Source organism: Arthrobacter sp. D3-18, assembly GCF_054408525.1.
In genome coordinates this window covers 4,310,385-4,335,055 of the sequence record NZ_CP096440.1, presented here as the reverse complement: position 1 = coordinate 4,335,055, position 24,671 = coordinate 4,310,385, and the positions used below count along the sequence as shown (strand labels likewise).

Annotated in this window: 27 protein-coding genes; 15 read left to right on the top strand and 12 right to left on the bottom strand. The window is 61.7% G+C overall.

Features of this window, described 5'->3' with window-relative positions; all coding sequences use genetic code 11:
* The first annotated feature begins 12 nt into the window (after positions 1 to 12).
* The gene (locus M1D89_RS22310) at positions 13 to 1,200 is read left to right on the top strand and encodes a glycosyltransferase 87 family protein (protein ID WP_498647064.1); all 1,188 of its coding nucleotides are present in this window, start codon (positions 13 to 15) and stop codon (positions 1,198 to 1,200) included.
* Positions 1,201 to 1,235: 35 nt separating this feature from the next.
* Here the strand turns inward: M1D89_RS22310 and mptB are convergent, their stop codons facing one another.
* Both mptB and M1D89_RS22300 read right to left on the bottom strand, forming a co-directional pair.
* Entirely contained in the window at positions 1,236 to 2,834 is a 1,599-nt protein-coding gene (gene mptB, locus M1D89_RS22305; protein ID WP_498647062.1) for a polyprenol phosphomannose-dependent alpha 1,6 mannosyltransferase MptB, read from the bottom strand.
* Between the two features lie 174 nt (positions 2,835 to 3,008).
* Positions 3,009 to 3,896, bottom strand: a complete 888-nt coding sequence (locus M1D89_RS22300) for a GDSL-type esterase/lipase family protein (RefSeq protein WP_498647060.1) — start codon at positions 3,894 to 3,896, stop codon at positions 3,009 to 3,011.
* A 219-nt stretch (positions 3,897 to 4,115) separates the two neighbouring features.
* On the opposite strand from M1D89_RS22300, the gene M1D89_RS22295 reads away from it, so the two are divergent.
* Positions 4,116 to 5,384 carry an MFS transporter gene (locus M1D89_RS22295; protein ID WP_498647058.1) on the top strand — a complete coding sequence of 423 codons (1,269 nt, stop codon included), beginning with the start codon at positions 4,116 to 4,118 and terminating at the stop codon, positions 5,382 to 5,384.
* A gap of 84 nt (positions 5,385 to 5,468) precedes the next feature.
* Positions 5,469 to 6,578 carry a DNA alkylation repair protein gene (locus tag M1D89_RS22290; RefSeq protein ID WP_498647056.1) on the top strand — a complete coding sequence of 370 codons (1,110 nt, stop codon included), beginning with the start codon at positions 5,469 to 5,471 and terminating at the stop codon, positions 6,576 to 6,578.
* 31 nt (positions 6,579 to 6,609) lie between these two features.
* Here the strand turns inward: M1D89_RS22290 and M1D89_RS22285 are convergent, their stop codons facing one another.
* Positions 6,610 to 7,437 carry a helix-turn-helix transcriptional regulator gene (locus M1D89_RS22285; RefSeq protein WP_498647054.1) on the bottom strand — a complete coding sequence of 276 codons (828 nt, stop codon included), beginning with the start codon at positions 7,435 to 7,437 and terminating at the stop codon, positions 6,610 to 6,612.
* Between the two features lie 86 nt (positions 7,438 to 7,523).
* On the opposite strand from M1D89_RS22285, the gene ilvD reads away from it, so the two are divergent.
* On the top strand, positions 7,524 to 9,386 hold the full coding sequence (gene ilvD / locus M1D89_RS22280) for a dihydroxy-acid dehydratase (RefSeq protein ID WP_498647052.1): 1,863 nt from the start codon (positions 7,524 to 7,526) through the stop codon (positions 9,384 to 9,386).
* Here ilvD and M1D89_RS22275 read toward each other — a convergent pair.
* The 3 genes from M1D89_RS22275 to M1D89_RS22265 all read right to left on the bottom strand — a co-directional run bounded on the left by M1D89_RS22275 (position 9,383) and on the right by M1D89_RS22265 (position 12,066).
* A complete protein-coding gene (locus M1D89_RS22275; protein ID WP_498647051.1) occupies positions 9,383 to 11,200 on the bottom strand; it encodes a thiamine pyrophosphate-requiring protein in 1,818 nt (605 codons plus the stop codon). The genes ilvD and M1D89_RS22275 overlap by 4 nt on opposite strands.
* Before the next feature lie 87 nt (positions 11,201 to 11,287).
* Positions 11,288 to 11,785: a hypothetical protein gene (locus M1D89_RS22270; RefSeq protein ID WP_498647049.1), complete on the bottom strand. Its 498-nt coding sequence runs from the start codon at positions 11,783 to 11,785 to the stop codon at positions 11,288 to 11,290.
* A 71-nt stretch (positions 11,786 to 11,856) separates the two neighbouring features.
* Positions 11,857 to 12,066: a hypothetical protein gene (locus tag M1D89_RS22265; RefSeq protein ID WP_498647047.1), complete on the bottom strand. Its 210-nt coding sequence runs from the start codon at positions 12,064 to 12,066 to the stop codon at positions 11,857 to 11,859.
* 134 nt (positions 12,067 to 12,200) lie between these two features.
* Here M1D89_RS22265 and M1D89_RS22260 point away from each other — a divergent pair, with 134 nt between their 5' ends.
* Both M1D89_RS22260 and M1D89_RS22255 read left to right on the top strand, forming a co-directional pair.
* Positions 12,201 to 12,938: a GAF and ANTAR domain-containing protein gene (locus M1D89_RS22260; protein WP_498647045.1), complete on the top strand. Its 738-nt coding sequence runs from the start codon at positions 12,201 to 12,203 to the stop codon at positions 12,936 to 12,938.
* Positions 12,939 to 13,349: 411 nt separating this feature from the next.
* The gene (locus M1D89_RS22255; RefSeq protein ID WP_498647043.1) at positions 13,350 to 13,730 is read left to right on the top strand and encodes an META domain-containing protein; all 381 of its coding nucleotides are present in this window, start codon (positions 13,350 to 13,352) and stop codon (positions 13,728 to 13,730) included.
* 73 nt (positions 13,731 to 13,803) lie between these two features.
* Here the strand turns inward: M1D89_RS22255 and M1D89_RS22250 are convergent, their stop codons facing one another.
* Both M1D89_RS22250 and M1D89_RS22245 read right to left on the bottom strand, forming a co-directional pair.
* A complete protein-coding gene (locus tag M1D89_RS22250) occupies positions 13,804 to 15,108 on the bottom strand; it encodes an MFS transporter (RefSeq protein ID WP_498647041.1) in 1,305 nt (434 codons plus the stop codon).
* A 112-nt stretch (positions 15,109 to 15,220) separates the two neighbouring features.
* Positions 15,221 to 15,385, bottom strand: a complete 165-nt coding sequence (locus M1D89_RS22245) for a hypothetical protein (RefSeq protein ID WP_402936927.1) — start codon at positions 15,383 to 15,385, stop codon at positions 15,221 to 15,223.
* Positions 15,386 to 15,584: 199 nt separating this feature from the next.
* On the opposite strand from M1D89_RS22245, the gene M1D89_RS22240 reads away from it, so the two are divergent.
* The 4 genes from M1D89_RS22240 to M1D89_RS22225 are packed head-to-tail and all read left to right on the top strand — an operon-like array spanning position 15,585 to position 18,440.
* On the top strand, positions 15,585 to 16,403 hold the full coding sequence (locus M1D89_RS22240; protein ID WP_498647039.1) for a hypothetical protein: 819 nt from the start codon (positions 15,585 to 15,587) through the stop codon (positions 16,401 to 16,403).
* Entirely contained in the window at positions 16,387 to 17,136 is a 750-nt protein-coding gene (locus M1D89_RS22235; RefSeq protein ID WP_498647037.1) for a LamB/YcsF family protein, read from the top strand. The genes M1D89_RS22240 and M1D89_RS22235 overlap by 17 nt, the downstream gene beginning before the upstream one ends.
* Before the next feature lie 21 nt (positions 17,137 to 17,157).
* Positions 17,158 to 17,952 carry a 5-oxoprolinase subunit C family protein gene (locus M1D89_RS22230; RefSeq protein ID WP_498647035.1) on the top strand — a complete coding sequence of 265 codons (795 nt, stop codon included), beginning with the start codon at positions 17,158 to 17,160 and terminating at the stop codon, positions 17,950 to 17,952.
* A gap of 53 nt (positions 17,953 to 18,005) precedes the next feature.
* Entirely contained in the window at positions 18,006 to 18,440 is a 435-nt protein-coding gene (locus M1D89_RS22225; protein ID WP_498647033.1) for a hypothetical protein, read from the top strand.
* 1 nt (position 18,441) lies between these two features.
* Here the strand turns inward: M1D89_RS22225 and M1D89_RS22220 are convergent, their stop codons facing one another.
* From M1D89_RS22220 to M1D89_RS22210, 3 genes are read right to left on the bottom strand one after another with little or no spacing between them, the layout of a single operon-like run.
* Positions 18,442 to 19,251, bottom strand: coding sequence for an MBL fold metallo-hydrolase (locus M1D89_RS22220; RefSeq protein WP_498647031.1), 810 nt, complete (start codon positions 19,249 to 19,251; stop codon positions 18,442 to 18,444).
* 12 nt (positions 19,252 to 19,263) lie between these two features.
* Positions 19,264 to 19,692 carry a VOC family protein gene (locus tag M1D89_RS22215; protein ID WP_178992970.1) on the bottom strand — a complete coding sequence of 143 codons (429 nt, stop codon included), beginning with the start codon at positions 19,690 to 19,692 and terminating at the stop codon, positions 19,264 to 19,266.
* 45 nt (positions 19,693 to 19,737) lie between these two features.
* Positions 19,738 to 21,084 (bottom strand): DUF445 domain-containing protein, encoded by a 1,347-nt coding sequence (locus M1D89_RS22210; RefSeq protein ID WP_498647029.1) that lies wholly within the window; start codon positions 21,082 to 21,084, stop codon positions 19,738 to 19,740.
* A 50-nt stretch (positions 21,085 to 21,134) separates the two neighbouring features.
* On the opposite strand from M1D89_RS22210, the gene M1D89_RS22205 reads away from it, so the two are divergent.
* The 4 genes from M1D89_RS22205 to M1D89_RS22190 all read left to right on the top strand — a co-directional run bounded on the left by M1D89_RS22205 (position 21,135) and on the right by M1D89_RS22190 (position 23,612).
* The gene (locus tag M1D89_RS22205) at positions 21,135 to 22,022 is read left to right on the top strand and encodes a glycerophosphodiester phosphodiesterase family protein (protein ID WP_498647027.1); all 888 of its coding nucleotides are present in this window, start codon (positions 21,135 to 21,137) and stop codon (positions 22,020 to 22,022) included.
* 98 nt (positions 22,023 to 22,120) lie between these two features.
* Positions 22,121 to 22,549 (top strand): DoxX family protein, encoded by a 429-nt coding sequence (locus M1D89_RS22200; protein ID WP_498647025.1) that lies wholly within the window; start codon positions 22,121 to 22,123, stop codon positions 22,547 to 22,549.
* A gap of 17 nt (positions 22,550 to 22,566) precedes the next feature.
* Positions 22,567 to 23,304, top strand: a complete 738-nt coding sequence (locus tag M1D89_RS22195) for an AzlC family ABC transporter permease (protein ID WP_498651015.1) — start codon at positions 22,567 to 22,569, stop codon at positions 23,302 to 23,304.
* The gene (locus tag M1D89_RS22190; RefSeq protein ID WP_498647023.1) at positions 23,301 to 23,612 is read left to right on the top strand and encodes an AzlD domain-containing protein; all 312 of its coding nucleotides are present in this window, start codon (positions 23,301 to 23,303) and stop codon (positions 23,610 to 23,612) included. Before M1D89_RS22195 ends, M1D89_RS22190 begins: the two co-directional genes overlap by 4 nt.
* Here M1D89_RS22190 and M1D89_RS22185 read toward each other — a convergent pair.
* A complete protein-coding gene (locus tag M1D89_RS22185) occupies positions 23,609 to 24,238 on the bottom strand; it encodes a TetR/AcrR family transcriptional regulator (RefSeq protein WP_498647021.1) in 630 nt (209 codons plus the stop codon). The two genes, M1D89_RS22190 and M1D89_RS22185, sit on opposite strands and share 4 nt — an antisense overlap.
* A 92-nt stretch (positions 24,239 to 24,330) precedes the next feature.
* Here M1D89_RS22185 and M1D89_RS22180 point away from each other — a divergent pair, with 92 nt between their 5' ends.
* Positions 24,331 to 24,663, top strand: a complete 333-nt coding sequence (locus M1D89_RS22180) for a thiamine-binding protein (protein WP_498647019.1) — start codon at positions 24,331 to 24,333, stop codon at positions 24,661 to 24,663.
* The last annotated feature ends 8 nt before the right edge of the window (positions 24,664 to 24,671 follow it).

The window sequence follows — 24,671 nt, the reverse complement described above, 5'->3', positions numbered from 1 at the left end:
TGGGGATTCGCCGTGGTGCATTTCTACTTCCTGTGCTGGATGGCATCCTTCTTCCTCAGCGGCAATACCTTCAGCGACACTGAGCAATACCGCCAGTGGGCGATGGATGGCTACAACCCGGAGGACCTCAACGGGAAGATCAGCCCCTGGGTTTATCCCGTGCTGGCCCAGATCCCCATTTTCCTGGCGGGGATTGCCGGTCCGGACCTCTACTTATTGATGTGGACCCTGCTGATCACGGCCCTCAACGCCCTGGGTCTCTGGTACCTGACGCGTGGCCCACGACGGGTCACCGGGATCGCGCCAGCATGGTGGTGGCTGTTCTTCACGGTATTCATGGGGTATCTCAGCTTTGCCCGGGTAGAAGGCATCACCACATCCCTTGTTTTGATTGCCTTGATCTGTGCCGCCCAACGGCCCGTTGTTGCGTCCGTCGTGTTGAGCATCGCAACGTGGATCAAAGTGTGGCCCGCAGCGGTGCTGGTACCCATCATCATCGCGTCCCGCAATCGGCTGCAGATGATCGCTGCCGGGGTGGGCGTCACCGCCGTCGTAGGTTTCGGAACCTACCTTGCTGGGGGCTTCAGCCACATCCTGGACTTCCTGATCAACCAGGGCGAGCGCGGCATGCAGCTGGAAGCCACCTTCTCCACACCTTGGGTGTGGCTGAGCGTCTTCAACATTGCCGGATCCAAAATGGCCGATAACACAGCCATTAACTCCACGGAGGTCTACGGACCCGGTGCCGAGGTTGCGGCGTTCCTGATGCAGCCGCTGCTGATAGTTGCCGCGATTGCGGCCGCCATCCTCCTGATCCGTGCACTCAAACGCGGAGCGGAGCGAGAGGAATTGTTCCTCGAAGGCGCCTTGATGATGACAACGGCGTTCATCGTGTTCAACAAGGTGGGCTCTCCCCAGTTCATCATCTGGCTGGCACCTGTGATTATTGCCGGCCTGACGCACGACTGGAACCGTTGGAAGGTGCCGGCCGCCCTGCTGATGGGGATTGCCATGACCACGTTCGTGATTTATCCGCTGTTTTACACCCCGCTCATCCACGCCCACCCGATCATGGCCGCTGTGCTCACCACCCGGAATGTCCTGCTGGTGGTACTGCTGTGGTGGTCGGTGCAGCGGACGGTTGAACTGGGGCGGCGGGTGAACCGGGATGGCGCTCCAGTGGTCCCGAAAACGCTTTAGAGTCCAACCCAGCGGTTCAGGCCCGAATTAGCGCCTTAGCGGATAGTCGGAGGGCGGTGGAGCAGGCGACGGTCAGTCTGCCCCACCCAGCGCGAAAGCTTGCCTTGGACCAGGAGCCTGCGGGTATGGATGTCCAGGAACACCAGGTAGAACGCGAACAGCAGGGCGATGGCGAAGGCCAACGAGGACAGGTCCACCGAGACTTCCACAAAGGACCACACTGACAACTGGTCCTGCGCTCCGAAGACTACAAAGAATGTCACGCCGACGTAGAGGCACCGCATCTGCCAGTCATCCCTGATCCCCGTCACGGCCAGGAAGGGGACGAACCAGAGGATGTACCAAGGCTGGATGATGGGGGAGAGCAGCACGATGGCCGCGAAGGCGAGGGCCATACGCCGCACCACGCGGGAGTGGTCTCCGCGGAACATCAAGACGAGGACCAGGGCAACCGCACCCCACTTCATGGCCGCTCGGAGGATGTCCGCCATGGCATTGCCGGGCAGGCCCAAGGCGTTGCCGAGGAACTCGATTTGCTGGCCCAGGAATCCGGACGGTGAGTAGCCGGTGAACCCGGGAGTGGGGTCCGTGATGGCCCACGCCCAGCCCAAGCCCAAGCCATAAGGGATGCCGCTGATCACCAGAATCGCGAAACTGATGCTCGCTGTCGCGGCCCAGATTCCAAACTTGCGCGGCCAGGACGCCCCGGCGCCGGCCCACATCAGCCCAATGAAGGGCAGCAGCAAAACGGTGGCCGGTTTGATTCCGATGGAAAGTGTGACCAGCAAAATGCCCAGTAACGGCCGCTTGGTGGCTGCGAAGTAGGTTCCCGCTACGGCGAAGCCCACCATGATGGCGTCGTTGTGGGCGCTGGCGACGAAACTGATGAGGAAGAGTGGGTTGGCCACCGCAATCCAGAGCGCACGGGCACCATTAATCCCGTGAAGCTCCGCGAGTTTGGGGACGTACACAACGCACAACAGCACCCCGCCGGCGGCCAAGAGCCGGAACAGCAGGACTGATACGTCCGGCTGGGCGCCCGTAATGGCAACCACGGCGTGGGCCATCCACAAGAAGTACGGCCCGTATGGAGTACGCGCTTCCGCCCAAGCCGGGTCCGCGCCCAAGGCGAACCAGTTGTTCAAAGCCGAGATGCCGACGTCGTAAGGGTCTTGGCCTTCCATCATGAGCCGGCCCTGGCCTATATACGCGTAGACGTCACGCGAATAGACGGGCACGGCGAACAGCAAAGGAAGGGACCATGCTCCGATCGCCGCAACGATCGGTTTGAGCGAATTCCCTTCCCAACTGCCCATTCGCTGGCCCAATCTCAGCCAGGACCGAACCAGCAACATAGCACCCACGGTCAGGAGGACGGCGGAGACAGTCACACCCCAGCCTTCAGTGCGGAGTGCGATGACTATGGGGTGGCGGATCATCGGGGATCCATTGGCAATCCACCCGATGCCAATGGAACCTGCGAACATGAACAGGGATCCGAGGAAGCCCTGCAAGATGGCGGGATACGCTACTGGCTTTGTCCCCGGAGCTGCTGCCTTCGGTGCCTTGGTGGCGACGGGGTTTGTGATCGCTGAAGTCCCGGGATGCGGGCTGGGGGTACTGCCTGCCGTCATGACTGGTCGGTTCCCCCACTCACGGTATGGCGCTCCTAGAATCTAAACGCGGATTGATGCCGAAGAGCTTGTACTTGCGGCAAGTGAAATTTTAGCGTCGATCCAGCCAACACCTCTACAGGCGCGGCAAAGGGTGACGGACTCCATAGCTAGGCCATCGGATAGTCGCTTGGTTCACGCCTGATCCGGGATGTGCCTCGGATCGGTGCCTATATATGCCCCGGGAGGCATACCCGCTCCGAATACGGGGCCAGGCTCCGGTCGTTTGGCTTGGTGCCCGTCGTCGCCGTTTCGCTGCGTCAGTCGACGAACCACCCAGGGAAACAGATGTTCCCGAGCCCAGACAATGTCTCCTACCCGCGCCTCACGCCAGCTCCGCTCGGGTAGGGGTTTGGGGGTCAAAGGCTCCAAGGAGTGCGGAACGTTGAGGGTATTGAGCACCATGATGGCGATGGTGTGTTGACCGAGTGGGGAGAAATGTAGCCTGTCCGGATCCCACATCCGAGGATCCGTAAGCCGGCGCAGGGCCCAGAGGTCGGCGATCACGGCGTCATGGCGGGCGGCGACTACCCGGATGTTCTCGTTGTAGATGGCCACCTTGCCGCGAGTCCGGCCCAGCACCGGGGTTGCACCCCAATCCGGGCCCGTAAAGAGCACGATCGTGGCACCGGTGGATGCCAGTCTTTGCACACCCGCGTCCAGCTCAAGGGCAAGCTTGTCCGGATCGCTTCTATGGAAGAGGAGGTCATTGCCGCCGCCGTTAAGGGTGATCAAATCAGGTTGCAGTTCGATCGCTGGCCCTACCTGCTCTTCGAGAATCTGGTGAAGCAGCCGTCCGCTGATGGCAAGGTTCGCATAGGCGAAATCCTCGTGACCGGTGCTCAATTCTTCCGCGACCCTGTCCGCCCAGCCGCGTAGGCCGCCGGGGCTCCGCGGTTCAGGATCGCCCAAACCTTCAGTGAACGAGTCGCCCAGAGCCACATAACGGCTCCACGGGTGCAGGCCAGCCCCGAAGCTACCGGAACCACCCTGCGCCAAACCGCTGGCACCGGGAGTGTTCATGCCTCCATAGTGCGCCGAAATGTCGATTTTTTGTACAGCTACCGCCCTCTCGAGGCTATCTGCTTCTACCAAGCGACTAACGAGTGGAATAGGTCGCTTTGCAGAATCCCAAGGCTAAGATACATTACTTCAAGAAAGTGAGTACTTTCGCACTTCTATGGTTCCCGGACGGCATGCCCTGCTTCGACGTTGAAGCCCTCACAACTTTAAGGATGTCCGATGGAGACGATGAGCGAACCCAAATTACAAGATGAGATCAAACCGGACTGGTGGGTGCTCTGCCTTGCATTTGCCGCTGTAGTGCTTGATGGATACGACACGGTCGCACTAGGAGTGTCCATTCCGTCGATATCAAAGGAATGGGGAGTTGAGCCCGCCCATTTCACCCCGGCCCTTGCATTTACGAGCGCTGGGGTGGCTCTCGGTTACATGGCGGTAGGACGCTTAGTTGCAAAAATGGGCACAAGGAATGTCATCTTTTCCGCCGTTGTGCTCTTCACGATTGGCTCACTGCTGACGGCGTGGTCAGGTTCAATAGTGGAGCTGACCCTCCTTCGCTTCGTGACCGGGCTGGGGTTAGGGGCCGTGCTGCCTGCGGCTGTCTCACATGCGACCGCTGTCAATCCGGCGCGTTTGCGCCAGTCGATTGCAGTAGTAGTGATGACAGGCATTTCATTCGGGGCCCTCATCGCTGGACTCGGCGGGGGCATTGTGACAAATGCGCTCGGGTGGGAATGGGTTTTCATCCTCGGAGCCATCGCCTCAGGCGTGCTCTTACCGTTCCTGTGGATCGGCCTATCGGGCAAACACCCCTCGATCACTCCCATGGATCCTTCAGTGGCCAAGCACCACGCCGCGGTTGCCCGCCTTTTCGATGGACCTGTACGGAGCAGGACGCTTCTGCTGTGGTCTTTCTCATTTCTTATTTTCGCCGTTTACTACGTGTTTTCCTCGTGGCTGCCCACCCTGCTTACGAGCTACGGTTTCGGCCTTGGTCTGGCACCTTTAGGATCGGCGGCGTTGGGCATAGGAAGCATCGTTGGCGCCTGTGTGCTGATTCTGGGATCACGTCGACGCCGGATGACCACAGTCTTGGCCTGGACCTCAGCAGCAGCTGTCGCGTTCCTCGTCATTTCCGCATTCCTCGGTCCGGACAAGGCGCTGTTGCTGATTGTCTTCGGTGGCGTCGGTCTTGGGCTCCAAGCTGGCATGATCGGCCAGGCGGCGGTGGCGGTGACTCTGTATCCTCAAGCAACCGTGACCGCGGGGGTAGGGTGGGCAGCTTCATTGGGGCGACTCGGATCGGTGGTGGGCCCCATATTCGGCGGCGTTCTCATCGGCCTTGGCGTGGATACGGGCACCATAGTTCTCTCTGTGTGCATCCCTGTCATTGTGGCCCTGATGTTGATGCTGATCCTAGGGCGGATTACAGCCGAAAGGACTACAGCTCCTGAATCGTCGCAGCTCGACAAGCAACCGCTCGCCTAAGGGCTAGTACAACGTGGGTTGCCAGCCCGCTTTCGTTGTCACCCCCATCGCCTACCATGGCAACACCGGCGAAGGAGAAAACGTATGGGTGCCATGGATGAGCTGATCAATTCCAATGTTGTAGCTGAACTGCAATCCATACTCATGAGCGCCGAACCCAACAATGAGCTGCCAACATTGGAGCGCTCACGTAACTCCTTTAGCGGGCAACGCCTCCGGCAGCGGGTTGATATCGTCCGGGACGCGCTCCTTGAGGATTTGCCGGCAGGCTACTCCGCTGTTCAGGGGATCATGCTCGATGCTCTCGATGACCCTCGGTTTACAGGATGGATGGTGTGGCCGGTCACCGAAGTCGTGACCGGTAGGGCACTGCAATCGGGGTCGCTCGCGGACTTCGACGCCGCTCTTACGGTCCTGTCCCGCCTGACCGAGAGGCTAACGGGAGAGTTCGCCATCCGTGACCTCATAGCTGCCCGGCCGAAACGAGCTATCGCGATCATGCAAACGTGGACGAATCACGGCGACGAAAACGTCCGCCGCCTCGCCACCGAGGGCTCTCGCGCCTACCTGCCGTGGGCCAAAAGAGTTCCTTGGCTGGTGGCCAATCCAGCAGCAACGCAAGGGATCCTGGATGCCACCTATCAGGATTCTGCCGAATACGTTCGACGTTCTGTGGCGAACCATCTCAATGATCTGAGCCGCATCGATCCGCAGTTGGTGATAGCCACTGCGCGCCGTTGGTCAGGAAAACCTGATGACACCACTCCCAAGGTGATCCGCCATGGACTCAGGACCCTGGTCAAGCAAGGCAATCCGGAAGCACTCGGCCTTTTGGGTTACTCGGGTGGCCAGCTCGTGGTTACGGAGCCTCGAATCCTCCACACTTCAGTGACATGGGACGGAACCGTGGAATTTTCAGCCGAGGTGGTGAATGAAGGCTCCCAGCCCGCTAAAGCGGCCATTGACTACTCCATCGGTTTCCAGCGGGCCAACGGTACGGTAAGCGCTAAAACTTTCAAGCTCACGTCCCGCCGGATTGGGCCCGGAGAGACAGTCACTGTCACAAAAACACATTCCTTCCGCCCAATAACAACCCGGTCCTATTACCCCGGGAAGCACTACGTAGTAGTCCAGGCAAACGGCGTCGCGTCGGTGCCGGCGAATTTTGACCTGAACCAGAGGGAGCCCAGCTAAAGGCGGGCCCCGCCGGGTGCCGTGGGGTACATCAGATCCCCATCAGTCGTTGCATCTGCTCGCCCGCGTCACTCCCCGGAGCGGGCGTGTAGACGACGATGTGAAGGTCGGGCCGGTCAGAGGGTGAGACCTGATGGTGCTCCATGTGCAGGACGCCAACTGCGGGGTGGTGGAACTGCCGCTCGCGGGATTCGAAGCCGAGGATGTCGTACCGGTCCCAGCTTTCCTGGAACTCCGGGCTGGCGTCCTTAAGCCGGCCTACTTGGTACTCCACATCGGGGTCGCCCAGGCGCTGCCCGGTTTCTGCCCTGAACTCAGCCAGGAAGCGCTTGCTGGTGACGTCCCAGTCGGGCAGAAGGTCGCGAATGTAGGGGTCAGTGAAGACCAGCCACAGCAGGTTCCGGTCCGAGGCATCGAACGTTCCGATTTTTGGATACAGGGCTTCATAAGCGCGATTCCACCCGGCAATGCCCCAATCCGGGGACAAGGCGTAGGAGGGGTTGGGGTCCAACGCCTCCAAGAGCCGCTGCACATGGGCGGGAGCATCGGCCGCTACGGGTCCTTTGGGCGGCGCCGACGAGTACCCGCCCAGGGAGAGCACGTAACTCAACCCCGTGTCCGAAAGATGCAGCGTGCGGGCCACGGCTTCCAGGACTTGGCGCGAGGGGCTGATGTCACGGCCCTGCTCCAGCCAGGTGTACCAAGTAACACTGACCCCTGAGAGGAACGCGATCTCTTCCCGGCGGAGGCCGCGCTCGCGGGAACGCCCCACAGGTGGCAGGCCGTAGTCCGAGCGCAGGGCTTGGTTTCGCCGTGTCCGGAGGAAGAGTCCCAGTTCTTTACGTCTCTCATCTTTCACGGAGTCAACACTATTACTCTGGTACTTTCACTACTAGTAGCAGCACCGTCTTCCGCCAGCTGTAGAACAACAGCAGGATGGTAAACATGCCTGCACTTCGCTCCAGAACAGTTACCCACGGCCGCAACATGGCCGGAGCCCGCGCACTGCTGCGTGCCTCCGGTGTTGCCAACTCGGACATCGGCAAGCCGATCATTGCCGTGGCCAACTCCTTCACCGAATTCGTCCCCGGCCACACCCATCTGGCTCCCGTGGGCCGGATCGTCTCCGACGCGATCCTCGCCGCCGGCGCCGTACCGCGCGAATTCAACACCATCGCCGTGGACGACGGCATCGCCATGGGCCACTCCGGCATGCTCTACTCGCTGCCATCCCGCGACCTGATCGCCGACTCCGTCGAGTACATGGTCAACGCACACTGTGCCGACGCCTTGGTCTGTATCTCCAACTGCGACAAGATCACCCCGGGCATGCTCATGGCCGCGCTGCGCTTGAACATCCCGGTAGTGTTCGTCTCCGGCGGTCCCATGGAGGCCGGCCGCGTGACCCTGACCGACGGCTCAGTACGCTCCCTCGACCTGGTGAACGCGATTGCCGACGCCGTGGACGAATCCATCTCCGATGAAGACATCAACCTCATCGAAGAGAACGCTTGCCCCACCTGTGGCTCGTGCTCCGGCATGTTCACGGCCAACTCCATGAACTGCCTCGCCGAGGCCATTGGCCTGGCACTGCCGGGCAACGGCTCCGTGCTCGCGACCCACACCGCCCGCAAGGCGCTGTACGAGAAGGCCGGTTCCACCGTCGTCGAGCTTGTGAAGCGCTATTACGACGGCGACGACGACTCCGTGCTTCCGCGGTCCATCGCCACTGCCGAGGCTTTTGACAACGCCATGGCCCTGGACATCTCCATGGGCGGCTCCACCAACACGATCCTGCACCTGCTGGCCGCGGCCCAGGAGGCGGGCGTGGAATATGGCCTGGCCGAGATGGACGCCAAGTCCCGTCAGGTGCCCTGTCTGGCGAAGGTGGCCCCGAACGTCGCCGGAGACAAGACCTATTACATGGAAGATGTGCACCGGGCCGGGGGTATCCCCGCACTGCTGGGTGAGCTGAACCGCGGTGGCCTCCTGCACAAGAACGTCCACTCCGTGCACTCCAACGATCTGGACGGCTGGCTGGACGACTGGGACATCCGCGGTGGCAAGGCCACTGAGGAAGCTCAGGCCCTATGGCACGCTGCTCCCGGTGGCGTCCGCTCCTCCACAGCTTTCTCGCAGTCGAACCAGTGGACCTCCCTGGACACCGACGCAGAGGGTGGTTGCATCCGCTCCGTGGAGCACGCTTACTCCAAGGACGGCGGCCTGGCTGTGCTGCGCGGCAACGTCGCAGTGGACGGCGCCGTGGTGAAGACCGCAGGCGTGGACGAGTCCATCTGGACCTTCGAAGGCCCCGCGGTAGTGTGCGAGTCACAGGACGAGGCAGTGGAAAAGATCCTGAACAAGACCATCAAGGAAGGCGACGTGGTGGTCATCCGCTACGAAGGCCCCAGGGGCGGTCCGGGAATGCAGGAAATGCTCTACCCCACTTCGTTCCTCAAGGGCCGCGGCCTGGGCAAGAAGTGCGCCCTCATCACGGACGGCCGCTTCTCAGGCGGCACCTCCGGACTGTCGATCGGGCACATTTCGCCGGAGGCTGCCTCCGGCGGCGCCATCGCCCTGGTGGAGGACGGTGACATGATCAGCATCGATATCACGCAGCGCTCCCTCCAGTTGCAGGTCTCGGACGAGATTCTCGCCGAACGCCGCGAAAAGCTCGAAGTCAACGGCGGTTACAGGCCGAAGGATCGCGAGCGCCACGTTTCACCCGCACTGCGTGCGTATGCGGCCATGGCACTCTCTGCGGACAAGGGCGCCGTCCGTGACGTCTCGCTGGTGGAGAACCTCTAGGCTTCGTTCGGCGGTGAGTCACGCAGACGGGACTCGCCCTCCGCGTACGTGTCCAGCAAGCTTCGTGCGTGCTCACCGTCTGGGCCTTCTTCCGCCAGTGCCGAGCGCATGCCCGCCAATTTCTCTGCTCCGGCAGGGAATGGTGGGAGTAGCGGGATGTCCGGATCCGTGAGGACTTCGATGACGGCGGGACGATCTACGGACAGCGCGTAGTCCCACGCGTCGCCGAGCTTGGCGGGATCTTCCACGCGGATTCCCGCCAAGCCCAGCAGTTCCGCATAAGCCGCGTAGGGGAAGTCCGGGATTTCCTGGCTGGCGGCGAACCTCGGCTCTGCCTCGGTTTCACGCTGCTCCCAGGAAACCTCGGCGAGGTCGCGGTTGTTGAAAACGCAGACCACAAAGCGAGGATCCGCCCAATCGCGCCACCGATGGGCCACCGTGATCAGTTCGGCGACACCAAGCATTTGCATGCCACCATCCCCGGCCAGCGCCACAAGGGGACGGTCCGGGTGGGCCAGTTTCGCCGCTAATCCGTAGGGGATGGAACACCCCATGCTGGCGAGCGTGCCGCTCAGGTGAGCAGGCACGCCGGGCGGAAGGATCAGTTGGCGCGCGTACCAGTAAACGCAACTGCCGACGTCGATACTCAGCTGAGCGTTGTCCGGGAGCCTGCCGTTGAGCTCGCGGACGACGAGCTCCGGGTTCACCGGCTCCGCAGGAACGTTGGCGCGTTCTTCTGAAAGCTGCCGCCACGCGCGGACCTGATCTTCGACGTCGGCACGCCACGCGCTGCGTGATGGCTGGTGTTGATTCTCGACGCGTTGGATCAGCGCGCTCACCGTTTCTGCCGCGTCTCCTACCAGGCCCACCTCAACGGGGTAGCGGTTGGCGATCTTGCGCCCGTCATTGTCGATTTGCACAGCCTTGGCGGTGCCAGGTTTGGGGTAGAACTCGGTCCAAGGATCGTTTGATCCGATGATGAGCAGGGTGTCGCAGTTTTCGAGAAGAAAGGCGCTGGCAGTGGTGCCAAGGTGGCCCATGGTGCCCACGGCATAGGGCAGTGTCTCGTCAACGTAAGGCTTGCCGAGCAGGCTGGTGGTGATGCCGGCGTCGAGTTTTTCTGCGAGCGCTACAACTTCTTTTTGGGCCCCCTTGGCACCCTGTCCAACGAATAACGCGATCCGTTCACCCTTGGAGAGAATGTCCGCGGCGGCGTCGAGTTGTTCGTCCAGGGGCATGACGCGTGCCGGATGCCAGACCGGAGCAGTGACCACGACTCCGTGTTCATGCTCAAGCTCTGGCGCTTCGGCGGTTTGGATGTCGTGGGGGACAATCACCACGCAGGGCGATCTCGTCTCCAGGGCAGTACGGAATGCGCGGTCAATGAGCATGGGGACCTGCTCGGGTGAGCTGGCCAGCTGGGCGAACTGGGCTGCGACGTCCTTGAAGAGCGTCAGTAGATCAATTTCCTGCATATAGGCCGAGCCCAAAACTGTGGTGCTCTGCTGTCCGATGATCGCGACCACTGGGACGCTGTCCATCTTGGCATCGTAGAGACCGTTCAAAAGATGGACGGCACCGGGACCTTGCGTGGAGGTCACGACGCCGACGCCGCCCGTGTACTTGCCATGCCCCACGGCCATGAAGGCCGCTGCTTCTTCGTGCCTCGCCTGGATAAATTCGATCTTTTCCTCGGAACGGCGGAGAGCGCCCATGAAGCCGTTGATGCCATCGCCGCTGTATCCGAAAACCCTGTCCACGCCCCACGATTGGAGGCGCTCCACCATGAGGTCCGAAACGGTTCGTTGAGTCATGCTGGGCTCCTCGTCAGTTATTGGTCACTGCCTGGAACCATAGTAAGCATGCTTGGCTCTGCGGCACGCGGGGTGTTCAGGGCTGCTTCAGCGCAGTATCTCCACCAAGGCCACCCACGAAAAAACCACTGCGCCGATCAGGGCGATGATGGTCCCAAGCGCCACAACCACCAAGCCCGCCGGCAGTGATAACACGGTGAGCACGCCGCCCACCGCGTAAACGACCAAAGGAAAAACGAACGACGCAATGTGCTGGGCGTCCCAGCGGTGAGGGTGCACGGCGGTGTCATCATCCAGGATGGCGCGGGCGGCCAGGAAAGCGATCACGCCGCCTGCGAGGGTTCCAAGTAGAACTTCGACGCCGAAGGCCCATAGCTCCTGCCTTGGGATGAGGGCCGCGCATGCCAGGACTACGCCGAGAATGAGCGCGGAAATGGCAGCGCCTGCCCGCGCGGCAAGGCCCCGCGACTCGGCAATCTGTTTGATGTTCACGGACAATGCAACGATGAGCAGCCCTCCGAGGGCTGCACCGGCACCCGCGATCGCCACGTTGAACTCGCCCCACGATTCCAATCCGGATTCCATGGGCTCAGGGTAGCGATGTCGTGGCCGTGCGTGGAAGGTTTACCGGACCATTCGCGTTGGCTGTTGTCCTCTCAAAGGGCGGCGTCGACGCCCAGGTCCTCAAGGGCCCATGACAAGATCCGCAGCTCGAAGGGGTGCCCTTCTTGGATTTCAAAGACGTAGGCATCGAGTTCAAAGATGGGAGCATTTCCCCCGTGGGCCCAGTACTTGATCCAGAGGTCTTCAAAGTCAATGGTCCGGCTTCGTATGAGGTTTCGCGCTGTTCGACGTGGATCTTCCATGGCAGATATCCCGCTGCAAGCGGCGGCTCGCTCTCAAGTGAACTAATCAGGTTACTTACTTTTGAACTGTACCTTCTGCTCTGTTTCCGGGGCAATGGGTGACGGGAAGCCGAAGTGTTCCTACGATTAGGCTCATGGAACCCACCGGAAATGCCGAACACATCAGAAGCCTGCACGAGCTGGTGGTTGGTAGTTCCGACATCCACGGGATTCTCAACGGCGTGACCAGCTTCGCCTGCGATGCGATGAGCAAGGTGGCCGGTGAAAACATCGACTGCGCCCTGACGTTGCGTCGGCGCAAGCGGACCGCCACCGTTGCAGGCAGCAGTGAGAGGGCCGTGTATCTGGACAAAATTGAACAGCAACTTCGGCAGGGCCCCTGCCTGGAAGCCCTGGACCTTGGCCGACCGGTGCTGCTGGCAGACGTTGCCACCGACACTAACTGGCCTTTGTACAGCAGGGCCTTGGAAGCTGAAGGCGTCCACAGTGCTTTGGGCGTGCCTATGGACCTTGGGGAGACATCTGAAGCGGTTATCAACTTTTTCGCCCCTACCGCGGGGACCTTCACGGACGTCGTGATAGCTGAAGCCGCCGCCTTCGCTGACGTGGCTGGCAGTACGTTGCGCCTGGCCATCAGGATCGAAACCGTGGAGCAGCTCAATGCTGATCTGAAGACGGCGATGTCCTCCAGGACAGTCATTGATCTTGCCTGCGGCGTCATCATGGCCCAGAACCGTTGCGGCCAGGACGAGGCGTTCAGTGTGTTGACCAAAGCTTCAAGCCATCGAAATCAAAAACTTCATGCGGTCGCGTCAGAGATTATCGCAAACCTTAGTGGAAGCAGCGACAACCAGCTGCGCTTTGACGACTGAGCCTAGTCCCGAAGGTCCCGGACCTTAGGCTGCCTCGTCGCCGCGGAGGTACGCCGACGGCGGTGGTGACGCGCCGCCGTCGGGCCCCTTCTGTGCAACACAAATAATTTTCGAAACGTCGCGTCACGTTTCCGCAGGTCAAAGCACATATCCAGTGCCCATGTCGTTTGAACCGCGTACTGCGCCGTTGCCCTTTTCGGCCGCGTTGCGGTTCATCGACGGAGTTAGCAGTGGTGGGTGTGGCGGGTTCTGGGGCCCGCCCGGGGCGCCATCACTGCGTAAACCGGGCTAGTGCGGTCGGTCGTCTGAGTCGCGACCGACCGCACGATCCGGGGTATGGGCCTTCAGATGTTTGTGGCCAGTTCGTCCTGACTCTGGTGAATGCCGGAGAAGTGAACCTAGACTGACCGCATGGCGCAGACCCAGACTCGCACTGTCCGCGTTGTTTCCCTTGCCTTTGTTGCGGCGGCCTTGTTGGCAGGCTGCATGGGAAGCGGCACGAGTCCTTTCGTCGGTGTCTGGGGTGACACCAGCGACCCCAAGCAACCCTCCCTTGAGCTGAAGTCGGATGGTAATGCGACCGGAACCGATGGCTGCAACAGGCTCATGGGTTCTTGGAAAGAGGACGGCAAAACCATCGCGTTCGGGGGGCTCGCCTCCACCCGCATGGCCTGCGAAGGCGTCGATACGTGGCTGTCCAACGCCTCCACGGCAAGGATTCAGGAAGACGGCAAGCTAGCGGTATTCGGCCAAGGCGGGGATGAGATCGGCACGCTCGCTGCCGGCAAGTAGCTACTTGGTGATTCCTCGCTGCGACCCCAAGCCTCTACTGTTCCAAGGGCAGCATCCTGAGATTGTGCACACGCTACACAGAGTCAGGCTGTGTGTCTGCAGATTCCGGATGGGGCGCGTCCGAACTCAAGGGGTTCTCAATTTCATCGGTCATCATGCGTGCGGCGAACAGTGCCACGAAGGCCATGATGGGGCACGCCAGACCACCAATGAAGAAGATGACCCAGATGGGGACAACCTCGGCGATCGGGCCGGCGAGAGCCATGGACACCGGCATCAGGGCCAGCGAAACGAAGAAGTCCAAACTGGAAATCCGGCCCAACAGATGCCGTGGCACGCGCCGTTGCAGCAACGTGCCCCAAATGACTGTTCCGATCCCCTCTGTGACTCCGAAGATGAGCATGGCAACGCCGAGCATCCAGAAGCTGTCCATGAAACCAATGGCAGCCACCGGCAGGCTCCCCAAACCCCATGTCATCACCATCACGGTCAGGTAGCGGCGGGGAAGGCGCAAGGACGCCGTTGCCAGTGCAGCTATGGCACTGCCGACGCCCATGATGGCCAGGAGAAAGCCGAACATCCTGGAGTCGCCGCCCAGTTGGTCCTGGACAACGAAAGGAAGCAAAACCTCAATGGGCCCGATAAGGAACAGTACGGACAGGCAAGCCCAGATCAGCGTCCAGAGAAGCCACGGTGTCCGGATGGTGTAGCTGAATCCTTCCCGGAGGTCCTTAAAAAGGGAGGATTTTGCCGGGGCCTCAACCGTCCCGGGGGTGTTCGGCCCCAGCGTCCGGCGGCTTAGGAGGTTCACAATCCCGAACGCCAGCAAATGGCAGACCGCGACCCCTGCGACAGCATGGGCCGGGGACAGCGCTGCCACAAGAATTCCCGCAAGGGCAGGACCGGCCGCCTGCTGCAAAACCGGGCGCACCGTGCCTTCCAAGCCGTTCGCTGCCAGGAGATCGTCCGCAGGCAGGATGCGCGGCAGGATGGCCGAGTACGCAGGAAAGAAGAACGCCTGGCCCACTCCCAAGACGAAGGCACCGATAGCGAGGTGCCACAGTTGAAGGACATTGAACATGGCAAGTCCTGTGATCGTGGCAATGACAGCCAGATTGGCGCCTTCCACGGCGATGATCAGGAGTCTCTGCGGGAGCCTGTCTGCCGCGATGCCGCCCGCCAGCACGAAACCCACCAGTCCGATGCTGGCCGCGGTGGCAACCAAGGACAGTTCCAGCGGGCCGCCACCAAGGTGGATCACCTCATAGACCATTGCCACTGCCCACATGCCGGATCCGAAGATGGAGATGGACAGCGCAGAAATGAGCACCCGGAACTCCCGGTGCGCAAAAGGACGCAGCGCTCTCAACGCGGCCATCCCACTAGCCTAGACCTGCGCAATGACGCTGTGAAAGGCGCGTTGGAGCCGTGGCTGGCGTCCCGTCGGCAGGGGTCCCGGCGACCGTAACGAAGTCCGGGAGGAAGCTGAGTTATGAAGCGCCCGACGGCGGGGCGTCGTCGTCGATGTCCGGACCTTCCGCTGCGTCCTGGCTGTGAATGCCGGTATCGTGCGAAACCCAACCTTCCGTTTCACCCTCCGCCGGAGCGTCGGTGTGGTGCCGGATGACATGCTCGGTCTTGTCTGTCGCCTTCATTACGGATACTCCCTGTCCTAGCTTGGACTGCTTCCGTGAATGCATCCCAGTCTACGCCGCAGGACCCCCGTTTTGGGGTCAGCTCTGCGCGGAAAACTGTCCACATAAGGCCTTTAACGGGTCTGGCAAGGCGGGGGCGTGGCATAGGCTGAAGCCAGCAGTTCCCCGTGAAACGACTAACTGCCAAGGAGAGGTGAAGATGCCCAAGCGCCCCAACCCGGCGGTGAAGATCGCCCAGGAAACAGCCCACAACGCAGTGTTTGACGCCGAAGGCAACGCCAAGCCAGGCGTGCATAATGTGCTGCTGAAGGCTGTCGAAGTCCAGCGACCCTTGGTCCTGGCCAACCTTCGGAGGCTCCAACGAAGGCACCCCAATGATTCACCCGCGCAGCTTGCCGCCAAACTCGAGCGCCACTACCTACTGGCCATCTCCGGCGGGGGCGCAGCGGTGGGCGCTACTGCCGTCGTGCCTGGAATTGGAACCGCGGCATCGCTGGGACTTTCCGCGCTCGCAACCGTGGGCTTCCTGGAGACCACCGCGCTGTATGCGTCGTCACTGGCCGAGCTCCACGGCATCCGTCTGACTGACCCTGTGCGTGCCCAAACCATGGTCATGGCCATCATGCTGGGAGAGGAAGGCACGTCCATGCTGGGCGCCCTGAGCGGACAGTCGCTAGGACGCGGTAAGGGCGTGACCAACGCATGGGGCCGGACGCTTACCAAGAAAATTCCCGGAAGTGGCTTCGGGGTCATCCGCGATTCCATCCAGCGCGCATTCCTGAAGAACCTCCTGAAACGCCAAGGTACCGCGTTCCTCGGCCGTGCCCTGCCGTTCGGCGTCGGCGCTGTGGTGGGTGGTGCGGGCAACCTGATGATGGGCCGTGCCGTGGTGTCCACCGCGAAGGAAGCTTTCGGCCCGCTGCCGGACACTATTCCTGGCGAATTGCTCCCGAACGCATCAAAGAACGTTTTGAACAACACGACGCTGGAAGGCGGTAACGGTGGATTTGAACGCTGACCTGGGGGAGTCTTTCGGTTCCTGGACCATGGGAGACGACGCCTCGATGTTCCGCATCGTGAGCAGCGCCAACGTGGCCTGCGGCTTCCACGCTGGTGATCCCCTCACCATGCTGGACAGCTGCCGTGCGGCATTCGAACTGGATGTCCGTGTCGGCGCCCATGTGGGGTACAGGGACTTGGCGGGCTTCGGCCGGCGCTCCCTGGACATGACCTTTGACGAGTTGTTCGGTGACGTTCTGTACCAACTTGGCGCCCTCGACGGCATGGCCCACGCGGTGGGAGCTTCAGTGGATTACGTGAAGCCTCACGGTGCGCTCTACAACAGGATCGTTCGGGACGCTGAGCAGGCCGAAGCCGTAGTGGCTGCCGTCCACGCTTATGATCCCGGGCTCCCGGTCTTGGGTTTGCCGGGCTCGGCGTGGCTGACGCTTGCTGAGGAATCCGGGCACCCGGTGTTCCGTGAAGCATTCGTGGACCGTGCCTACCTGCCCGACGGAACACTGGTACCTCGCACTCAGGAAGGTGCCGTGCTTCATGATCCAGACGCCGTGGTGGCCCAGGCCGTGCGTCTCGCAACGCGCAAGGAAGTGCTGGCCATCGACGGAACCGTGGTGCCTGTGCTGGCCGATTCGCTGTGCATCCATGGCGACACGCCCGGTGCGGTGAACATGGCTGCTGCAGTCCGGGAGGGCCTTGAGCAGGCCGGCGTTCAGATCGACGCGTTCGCCTAAAGCTGTGGCTGGGGAGGCCCTATGGGTGCGGTAGTGGTGGAGCCGGGATCTGCCACGTTGGTTCTCGGCCCGGAGCAAGTACTGGATCGCGCGTCCATGCACATGGCCAATGCCCTACTGGGTAACCCGGACTCCGCAGCCGGACTTGAGGTGCTGTTGGGTGGGCTGAAGTTGAGGTTTGTCACGGGGTCGGCCGTGGCAGTCACCGGGGCCGAGGGCATGGTGACACTCAACGGCAGCGAACTGCCACTCAACAAGGCTGTGCGGGTGGCGCCCGGCGCAGTCCTTGAGTTCGGCCCTGCCCTGTTTGGTCTCCGATATTACGTGGGGGTTCAGGGTGGAATTTCGGCCCAGGCGGAGCCGCTGAGAGCCGGCGCGACGCTGACATTTGGTCGGCCGCACGGGCACGGTTTCCCCGAGGTGACGTACCCTGCCCGGCGTGCTTTGGACCCTGAACGTCCTGTGGTTGCCAGGGTTTCGCGCGGACCGCAGGCCCGGAATTACGACGCCGGTGCGTGGCTTCGGTTGACCACCGAACTGTGGATTCTCTCGCCGGAGTCGGACCGGGTAGGTGCGCGTTTGGCGGGCAGGCCGCTGGACGGTGCAGTGGCCTCTGAGAATGCCGCTCGGAAAGCACCCCAGCTCCAGCCTCTGGTTTCAGGCGCTGTCCTGTTGCCGCCGTCGGGCCTTCCCGTGATCGCCTTGGCCGGCCACCCGGATACTGCAGAGTCACCGGTGATAGCAGTGGTCCGGGACGAGGACCTGGACCTGGTGGGACAAGCAAGGCCTGGCCAGATGGTGCACTTACTGGGCTGAACGGGAGAAGAGTTCTACGCTGTACCTGTTCACACCCTCGAAGAGAGGCTGCCATGGCACAGGATCCAAAACCCACGTTAGAGCAACTGAACATCCTCATTGGCGAATGGGAAACGTCGGTCGCGGGATTGGACGTCCCCGGCCGGACCTCCTTTGAATGGCTGGAAACCGGAGGCTTCCTTATCCAGCGCTCCACAGTCGAGCGGCCCGAGTACCCCAATGCGGTCAGCATCATCGGTGCCACCGGCTCGGATGGTGCCTTCCAGCAGCACTACTTCGACTCCCGTGGCGTCGCACGGATCTACGACATGACGCTCAGGGACAACGTGTGGACCCTTTTTCGGGATGGACCTGACTGGCCCCAACGGTTCGTTGGCCGCTTCAGTACGGACGGCAACGTCATCCATGCACGCTTGGAACGGGGAAGCTACCCTGGTGGTCCCTTGGAACACGACTTTGACATGGTGTACACCCGGATCCGCCCCTGAACTACTTCGTTCCTCTTTCAGCCAGACGCTGGAGTTGCCATGAATGCACGTCCGCCAGCCAGTCCAAGGGAACCGACGGGCCAACGCGCGGGTCCTCGGGGTCACGGCCGTCCTGAAGTGCCTGAACGTACGCGCGATCCATGGCAATACGTTCCCGCAACTGCGCAACGTCACCCACGGAACCATGGCCGGGGACCACAGCAACAACGTCGCCAGCCAGGGTCTCGAACTGCTCCAACGCTTCAAGATAGTCATTGAGCGGATCTGCTGCTTCCAAGTCGAGGAACGGCATGAGGATGTCAGAAAGCATGTCGCCCGCGACGAGGACGCTGGAATCTCCAAGCAAGAGAGCTGGATGGCCTTGAGCATGGGCTTGGTGTTCCAGAATGCGGACGGTGGGCCCATCCCATGGAATTTCCGCAGCCCCGGCGGGCAGGCCTGTGATGAGTCCGAGTAAATCCATGGGGATCTCCCCGGCGTACTCCGGCGGCAAACCCTCAGCCACTTGGTCCCTCCACTCCGCCTGGGACAGGACGTCCAGGATGGAAGCCGCGCAGCGGGCTGTGCCGTAACGCGGCGGATCGCCGAAGTCCGGGTGCCACAGCACGTGGTCCCAATCGGGATGTGTGGAGAAACCTGCCACGACGGGTTGTCCCAATTCGCGAAGGTCGCTTGCGATGTCTGCCATTTCGTTGACCGTGATGCCTGGATCGATCAGCAGCACACCGTCCCGGCCCTGCACCACAGTGCAGTTGCTCTGGATGAATTCGCTCTCGTGAACCAGAACGCCTTCAGCAACTTGCTTCAGCATGACCGGCCTCCCTCAAAGCTTCTGCGCCAGCATGACCAGGATGCCGCTGGGGCCGCGAAGATACGTCAGTTTGTAAACGTCCTGATAGTTCGCCACACCACGCAGCGGGTGGCATCCGTGCTTTGCAGCGATCTCAAGTGCATGGTCGATGTCGTCAACTGAGAAGGCGACACGGTGCATTCCGATCTCGTTGGGAAGGGTCGGATTCGTCTCGATCGCGTCAGGGTGGAGGTATTCGAAGAGCTCAAGTTGACCGTTGCCGTCCGGGGTTTGGAGCACCGCAATTTTGGCGTGGTTGCCATCCAACCCAACGGCAGTGTCGGCCCACTCGCCACTGACCGTGTCCCTGCCCAGCACCGTGAGGCCGAGATCCGTGAAGAAGGCGATTGCTTCCTCAAGATCGCGAACAGCTATACCGACGTTCTCAAGTTTGATAGGCATGCGTTGAAGCTACCAAGGCCCATCGGATAGCTCTAGTGCTGCCTGTTACCCAAACAGCAGATGCGCAACTGTGAAAATCGCCAGTCCGGCCAATGCACCCACCACTGTTCCGTTGATGCGGATGTACTGGAGGTCTTTACCCACCTGAAGCTCAATCTTCTGAGATGTTTCCTCGGCATCCCAGCGGGCCACGGTGTCTGAGATGACCCCCGCGATGTCCGAGCGGTACGTATTCACCAGATAGCCCGCAGCATCACCGATCCAGGTGTTGACCTTACCGGCCAGTTCGTCGTCGTTGACCAGGCGAGTGCCGAAGTCCCGGACGGCGCTCTTGAAACGCTGGCTCAGCTCGCTGTCCGGATCGTCGACGGCGTTCAGCAGCGCAGTCTTGACGGTTCCCCACGTGCGTGACGCCAGTTCACGGACCTCGGGGTCACCGAGGATCTGCGCCTTGATGGATTCCGCGCGCTCGATCATGGCGGGGTCGTGCTGCAAGTCCTGGGCCAGATCAGTCAGATAGGCGTCGATTGACTGCCGCACTTGGTGGTTCTGGTCCGCCTGTACTGCGCGGACAAACTTGGACAGTTCCACGTAGACGCGGTCGCCCACCAGGCCGTCAACGAATGTCGGCACCCACAGGGGCGAGCGATCCGAAACGAGCCTGTTCACCGTTGCATGGTTGGCGTCCACCCAGTCGGCTGCCCGATCAACCAACAGGTCAACCAAGGTGTGGTGGTGACCGTCGGCGAAGATCCGTTCGGCCATCCTGCCCACCGGCGGTCCCCAGGGCGGGGTGAGGAGGTGCTTGCGGACCATGCCCTCAATCACTGCCTGGACGTCGTCGTCGTTCAGTACTGTGAAGGCGCCTCTAATCACCGCACCGCCTTCCTTGGCCACGCGCTCAGCACCGCCTGGCGCTGACAACCAACGCCCGGCCTTGCGGGCAATATCAATGCTTGCCAGCTTGTCCTGCACAACCTCCTGGGACAGGAAATTGCTCTCAACGAAGTCGCTGAGTGATTCCCCGATTTGGTCCTTGCGACGCGGAATGATGGCCGTGTGCGGGATCTTCAGGCCCATGGGGTACTTGAACAGCGCGGTGACAGCGAACCAGTCTGCCAGCGCACCCACCATGCCGCCTTCGGCTGCAGCCCGGACGTATTCGAGCCACGGGTACTGCTTCTGGAATGCGAACGCCACGGTGAAGATCACCGCCATCGCGATCAGCAGCGCCAGGGCCAACCGTTTCATGCGGAGCAATGCTGCGGCTTTTTCCATATCTCCCGCGGAGGGAGCGACGACGGCGGATGCCCCTCGTGCGGGTGCGGCGCCGGCAGTGCGAGCGGGGTTGGTGACGTCTTCGGTTGGGATTTGTTCAGAGTTCACCTGCATTAGCCCAGCGTAGCCCCCGAGCGTCCAGCGGCGTGGGCTAACGTGTCTGCATGACTAGCGACGACTTCGCCCCGAGCCGGCCCAAGGTCTACGCCCATCGCGGCGCTAGTGCCGCCTTCGCCGAGCACACCCGCGCTGCCTATCTAAAGGCCCTTGCCGACGGCGCCGACGGTGTGGAATGCGATGTCCACCTGACCCGGGACCAGCAGGTGGTGCTGCTGCACGATGCGAACCTGGACCGTACATCCACGGGCACGGGCCCGGTTGGTGAGCACACTCTCGAACAGCTCCGGGCCTTGGACTTCTCGTCGTGGAAGGGCGCCCGCATACCGGATGCCTACGGGGGAGTAGCTGACCAGTTCCTTACCTTGCCGGAGTTGTTGGATATTCTCCGCGCAGCCGGGCGCGACATTGGGTTGGCCATCGAGCTTAAGCACCCCAGCCCCTACGGACTGAAACTGGAGGATCGTGTACTTGCCCTGCTGGAAGAGGAGGGCTGGACGCCAGAGGAATCCCGATTGGAGAACATCCGAATCTCCTTCATGAGCTTTGACACTGACTCCGTTCAGCGGTTGCTGCAGACCGTTCCCAAGGAGTACATCTGCCAGTTGGTGGACGACTTCACCGTGAAAGAGATCCGGCAAGAGCTCGGCCTCGGTTTCCTTACTGGCGGCGCAGTAGCGAACGTTATGCGGGCAACTCAGCTCGAGGCCGAACGCGTCCTGGACGCAGGCGAAGTAGCTATCGCCGGCCCTGGCATCGATTACGTGAGGGAGCACGCGCGGAACGTTCAGCGCTGGTTGGAGTCAGGCCGCATCTTCCGGGTGTGGACGGTTGACTCGGAGAAGGACGTGGCCCTGTGCCAAGGACTCGGCATCCACGAAATCACCACCAACAAGCCGGCCCAGGTGCTCGCGCAGTTGATGGTGTCCAACTAGGTCGCAGTTGACGTCGTTCTGGGCGCTGGGAACGGCCTGATCTGCTACCTACTTGGGTCCGGCTTTGGAGGCCACCGTGCTTGTGATTGAGTGGTCTCATGTCTTTTCGCTGGTCAGCACAAGCAACCCGAACCACGTCAGCAGTAGCTTTGAGCGCGCTGCTCCTGGCCAGCGCCTCCAAACACTTCCGGACTCCCAAGTTCTATCACCCGGTTGTTCCGGATTACCTGTGCCGCAAGGACGAACCCGGGAGCCGTCCGAACGGTCCCCTGGCAGTTATGTCCCGCGAGGAATGGATTGCCTCGTCGGGCCTGCTGGAGGCAGCCGCCGCCGTCGGGCTCTTGATCCCGGCCACCCGTAGGGTTGCCGCGGACGCCACCACGGCAATGTTTATTGCATTCCTTGCTGGGCATATAGATGCCCTCCGACGTGCCTACGACGGCACAGCGGGCGAACGCCGGATTCACACTGTTCGCCTGCCGCTTCAGGTTCCGCTCGTTCTGTGGTCCTGGAGCCTGCGGAAGTGAGCACGAGTTCGGCCCCGATGAAACTCAGAGAGTCTCCGGCATTCAAGATTGCCCTGTCCCTCAGCATTGCAACGGGTCTTTATGGTGTGTCGTTCGGTGCGTTGGCCGTGGCGTCCGGTTTCGACTTCTGGCAGACAATGGTGCTGAGCTTGCTGCTGTTCAGTGGAGGTTCGCAGTTTGCCTTCATTGGCGTAGTCGCTGGCGGCGGTTCGGGAGTGGCAGCCATGACGGCCAGCGCTTTGCTGGGTTTGCGTAACGGCATCTATGGCATGCAGATCAACGCCATGCTTCGCCCCGGTGGGTGGAAGCGTTACGTTTCGGCGCACGTGACAATCGATGAATCCACGGCGACGGCGTCCGGCCAGTCTGATCCCGACGAGCAACGCCGCGGCCTCTGGACAGCCGGTATTGGCATATTCATCCTGTGGAATATCTTCACTGCCGTTGGTGCGTTGGCTGGCGACGCCATGGGTGATCCCAAGCAATGGGGCTTGGATGGCGCTGCTGTGGCGGCGTTCCTGGCTCTGCTGTGGCCGAGGCTAAAAGGCCGCGAACCCTGGGCGATTGCCGCAGCCTGTGCGCTGGCCACCATTTTGGCCGTGCCGTTGGTTCCCTCGGGAGTTCCCATCCTCGTGGCGGCAGTAGTGGCGGGCGTCATCGGCTGGTTCAGCCACGCACGTTTGGATGAAGGACTCGAACCGGATGTGGATCCGTACGCAGAGAAGCACCAGCGCGAACACGGAGGCAAGAAATGAACCTCTGGCTTTGGATCCTCATTGCCTGCGCGCTGGCGTATCTGACCAAGTTGGTGGGCTACTTCGTCCCCGCCAGACTGCTGGAAAACCCGCGCATCATGCACATTGCCGGAACCATGACCATTGGACTGCTGGCATCCTTGACGGTTGTGAATGCAGTGGCTTCAGGGCAAGGCCTGGTCCTCGATGCCCGCATCGGCGCCTTGGTTGCCGCCGCCGTCGCCCTTTGGCTGCGTGCGCCGTTCCTCGTCGTAGTGATTTCGGGCGCCGCAGCCGCAGCGTTGTTGCGGCTGCTGGGTTGGGGCTAGACAGCCTCAGTGAACGTCACGCCCGGGATGCCCGACTGATCCGGGAGCGGCCGCGAGGGTCGTTCGCTCCGGATGGCATCCTCAATCAAGGCCACGGGACGCTTCCAAGCCTCAGAGCCCGGTTCCATAGTGTCCACTGCGCCGATGAGCATGGCCACGAGCCGGACCATGTCCTCGATGGTGATATCGCGTCGCAGTGAGCCTTGGCCCTGGCCGCGCTCAAGGAGGGTCTCCATGGAACCGATGATGCCCCGGGTGATGCCGATCAGGAGGCCGCGTCGGCCAGCGACGGCGTCAAGCAGGTTCGCGTCTTCGCTGGCTACCTGCATCACGGCGTCGATGACGTTGATGAGTCCTTCGGCAGCGTCCATTCCGTCGAGGGCAGCCTCTGCTACGGGGTCCACATGCAGCCGGAGTTGTCGTGACAGTGCCGCGAGCACCAATTGTTCTTTGTCCGAGAAGTTGCGGAACAGCGTTGCGGGGCCAACTCCAGCGGTGGAGGCGATGGTCTGAAGGGGCACGTCGGGGCCGTGTTCCCGGAAGCACTGCCTGGCGGCGGTGATGATTTTGTCCACATTACGTGCGGCGTCTGCCCTGAGGGGCTTGCGTTCAGAGGGCTGTTCCATGCTTGTCAGGGTAGCAATGGAGGCCTCCCGGCCCCTTGTTACGCGGGAGTAGGTTGTTATGTGACAAACCGGCACGTGAAACACTGGATTTCATGTTGCTTGCATTCTCAGTCGCCCCTTCTGGCCAGCCCTCTTCCGCTACCAACGGCGGACCCACCCCGGATGCCTCCGTGCACGACGCCGTCGCTGCCGCCGTCAAGATCGTCCGCGAGTCCGGATTGCCCAACCAAACGGACTCCATGTTCACCACCATCGAAGGCGAATGGGATGAGGTTTTCGACGTCGTCAGGCGCGCCACTGAGGCTGTTGGCCGTTACGGCAGCCGCGTCTCGCTGGTGATCAAGGCGGACATCCGTCCCGGATTCAGTGGTGAGCTGACCGGCAAGGTGGAGCGCTTGGAAGAAGCCATTTCCGCCACGGACTAGATCCTTTC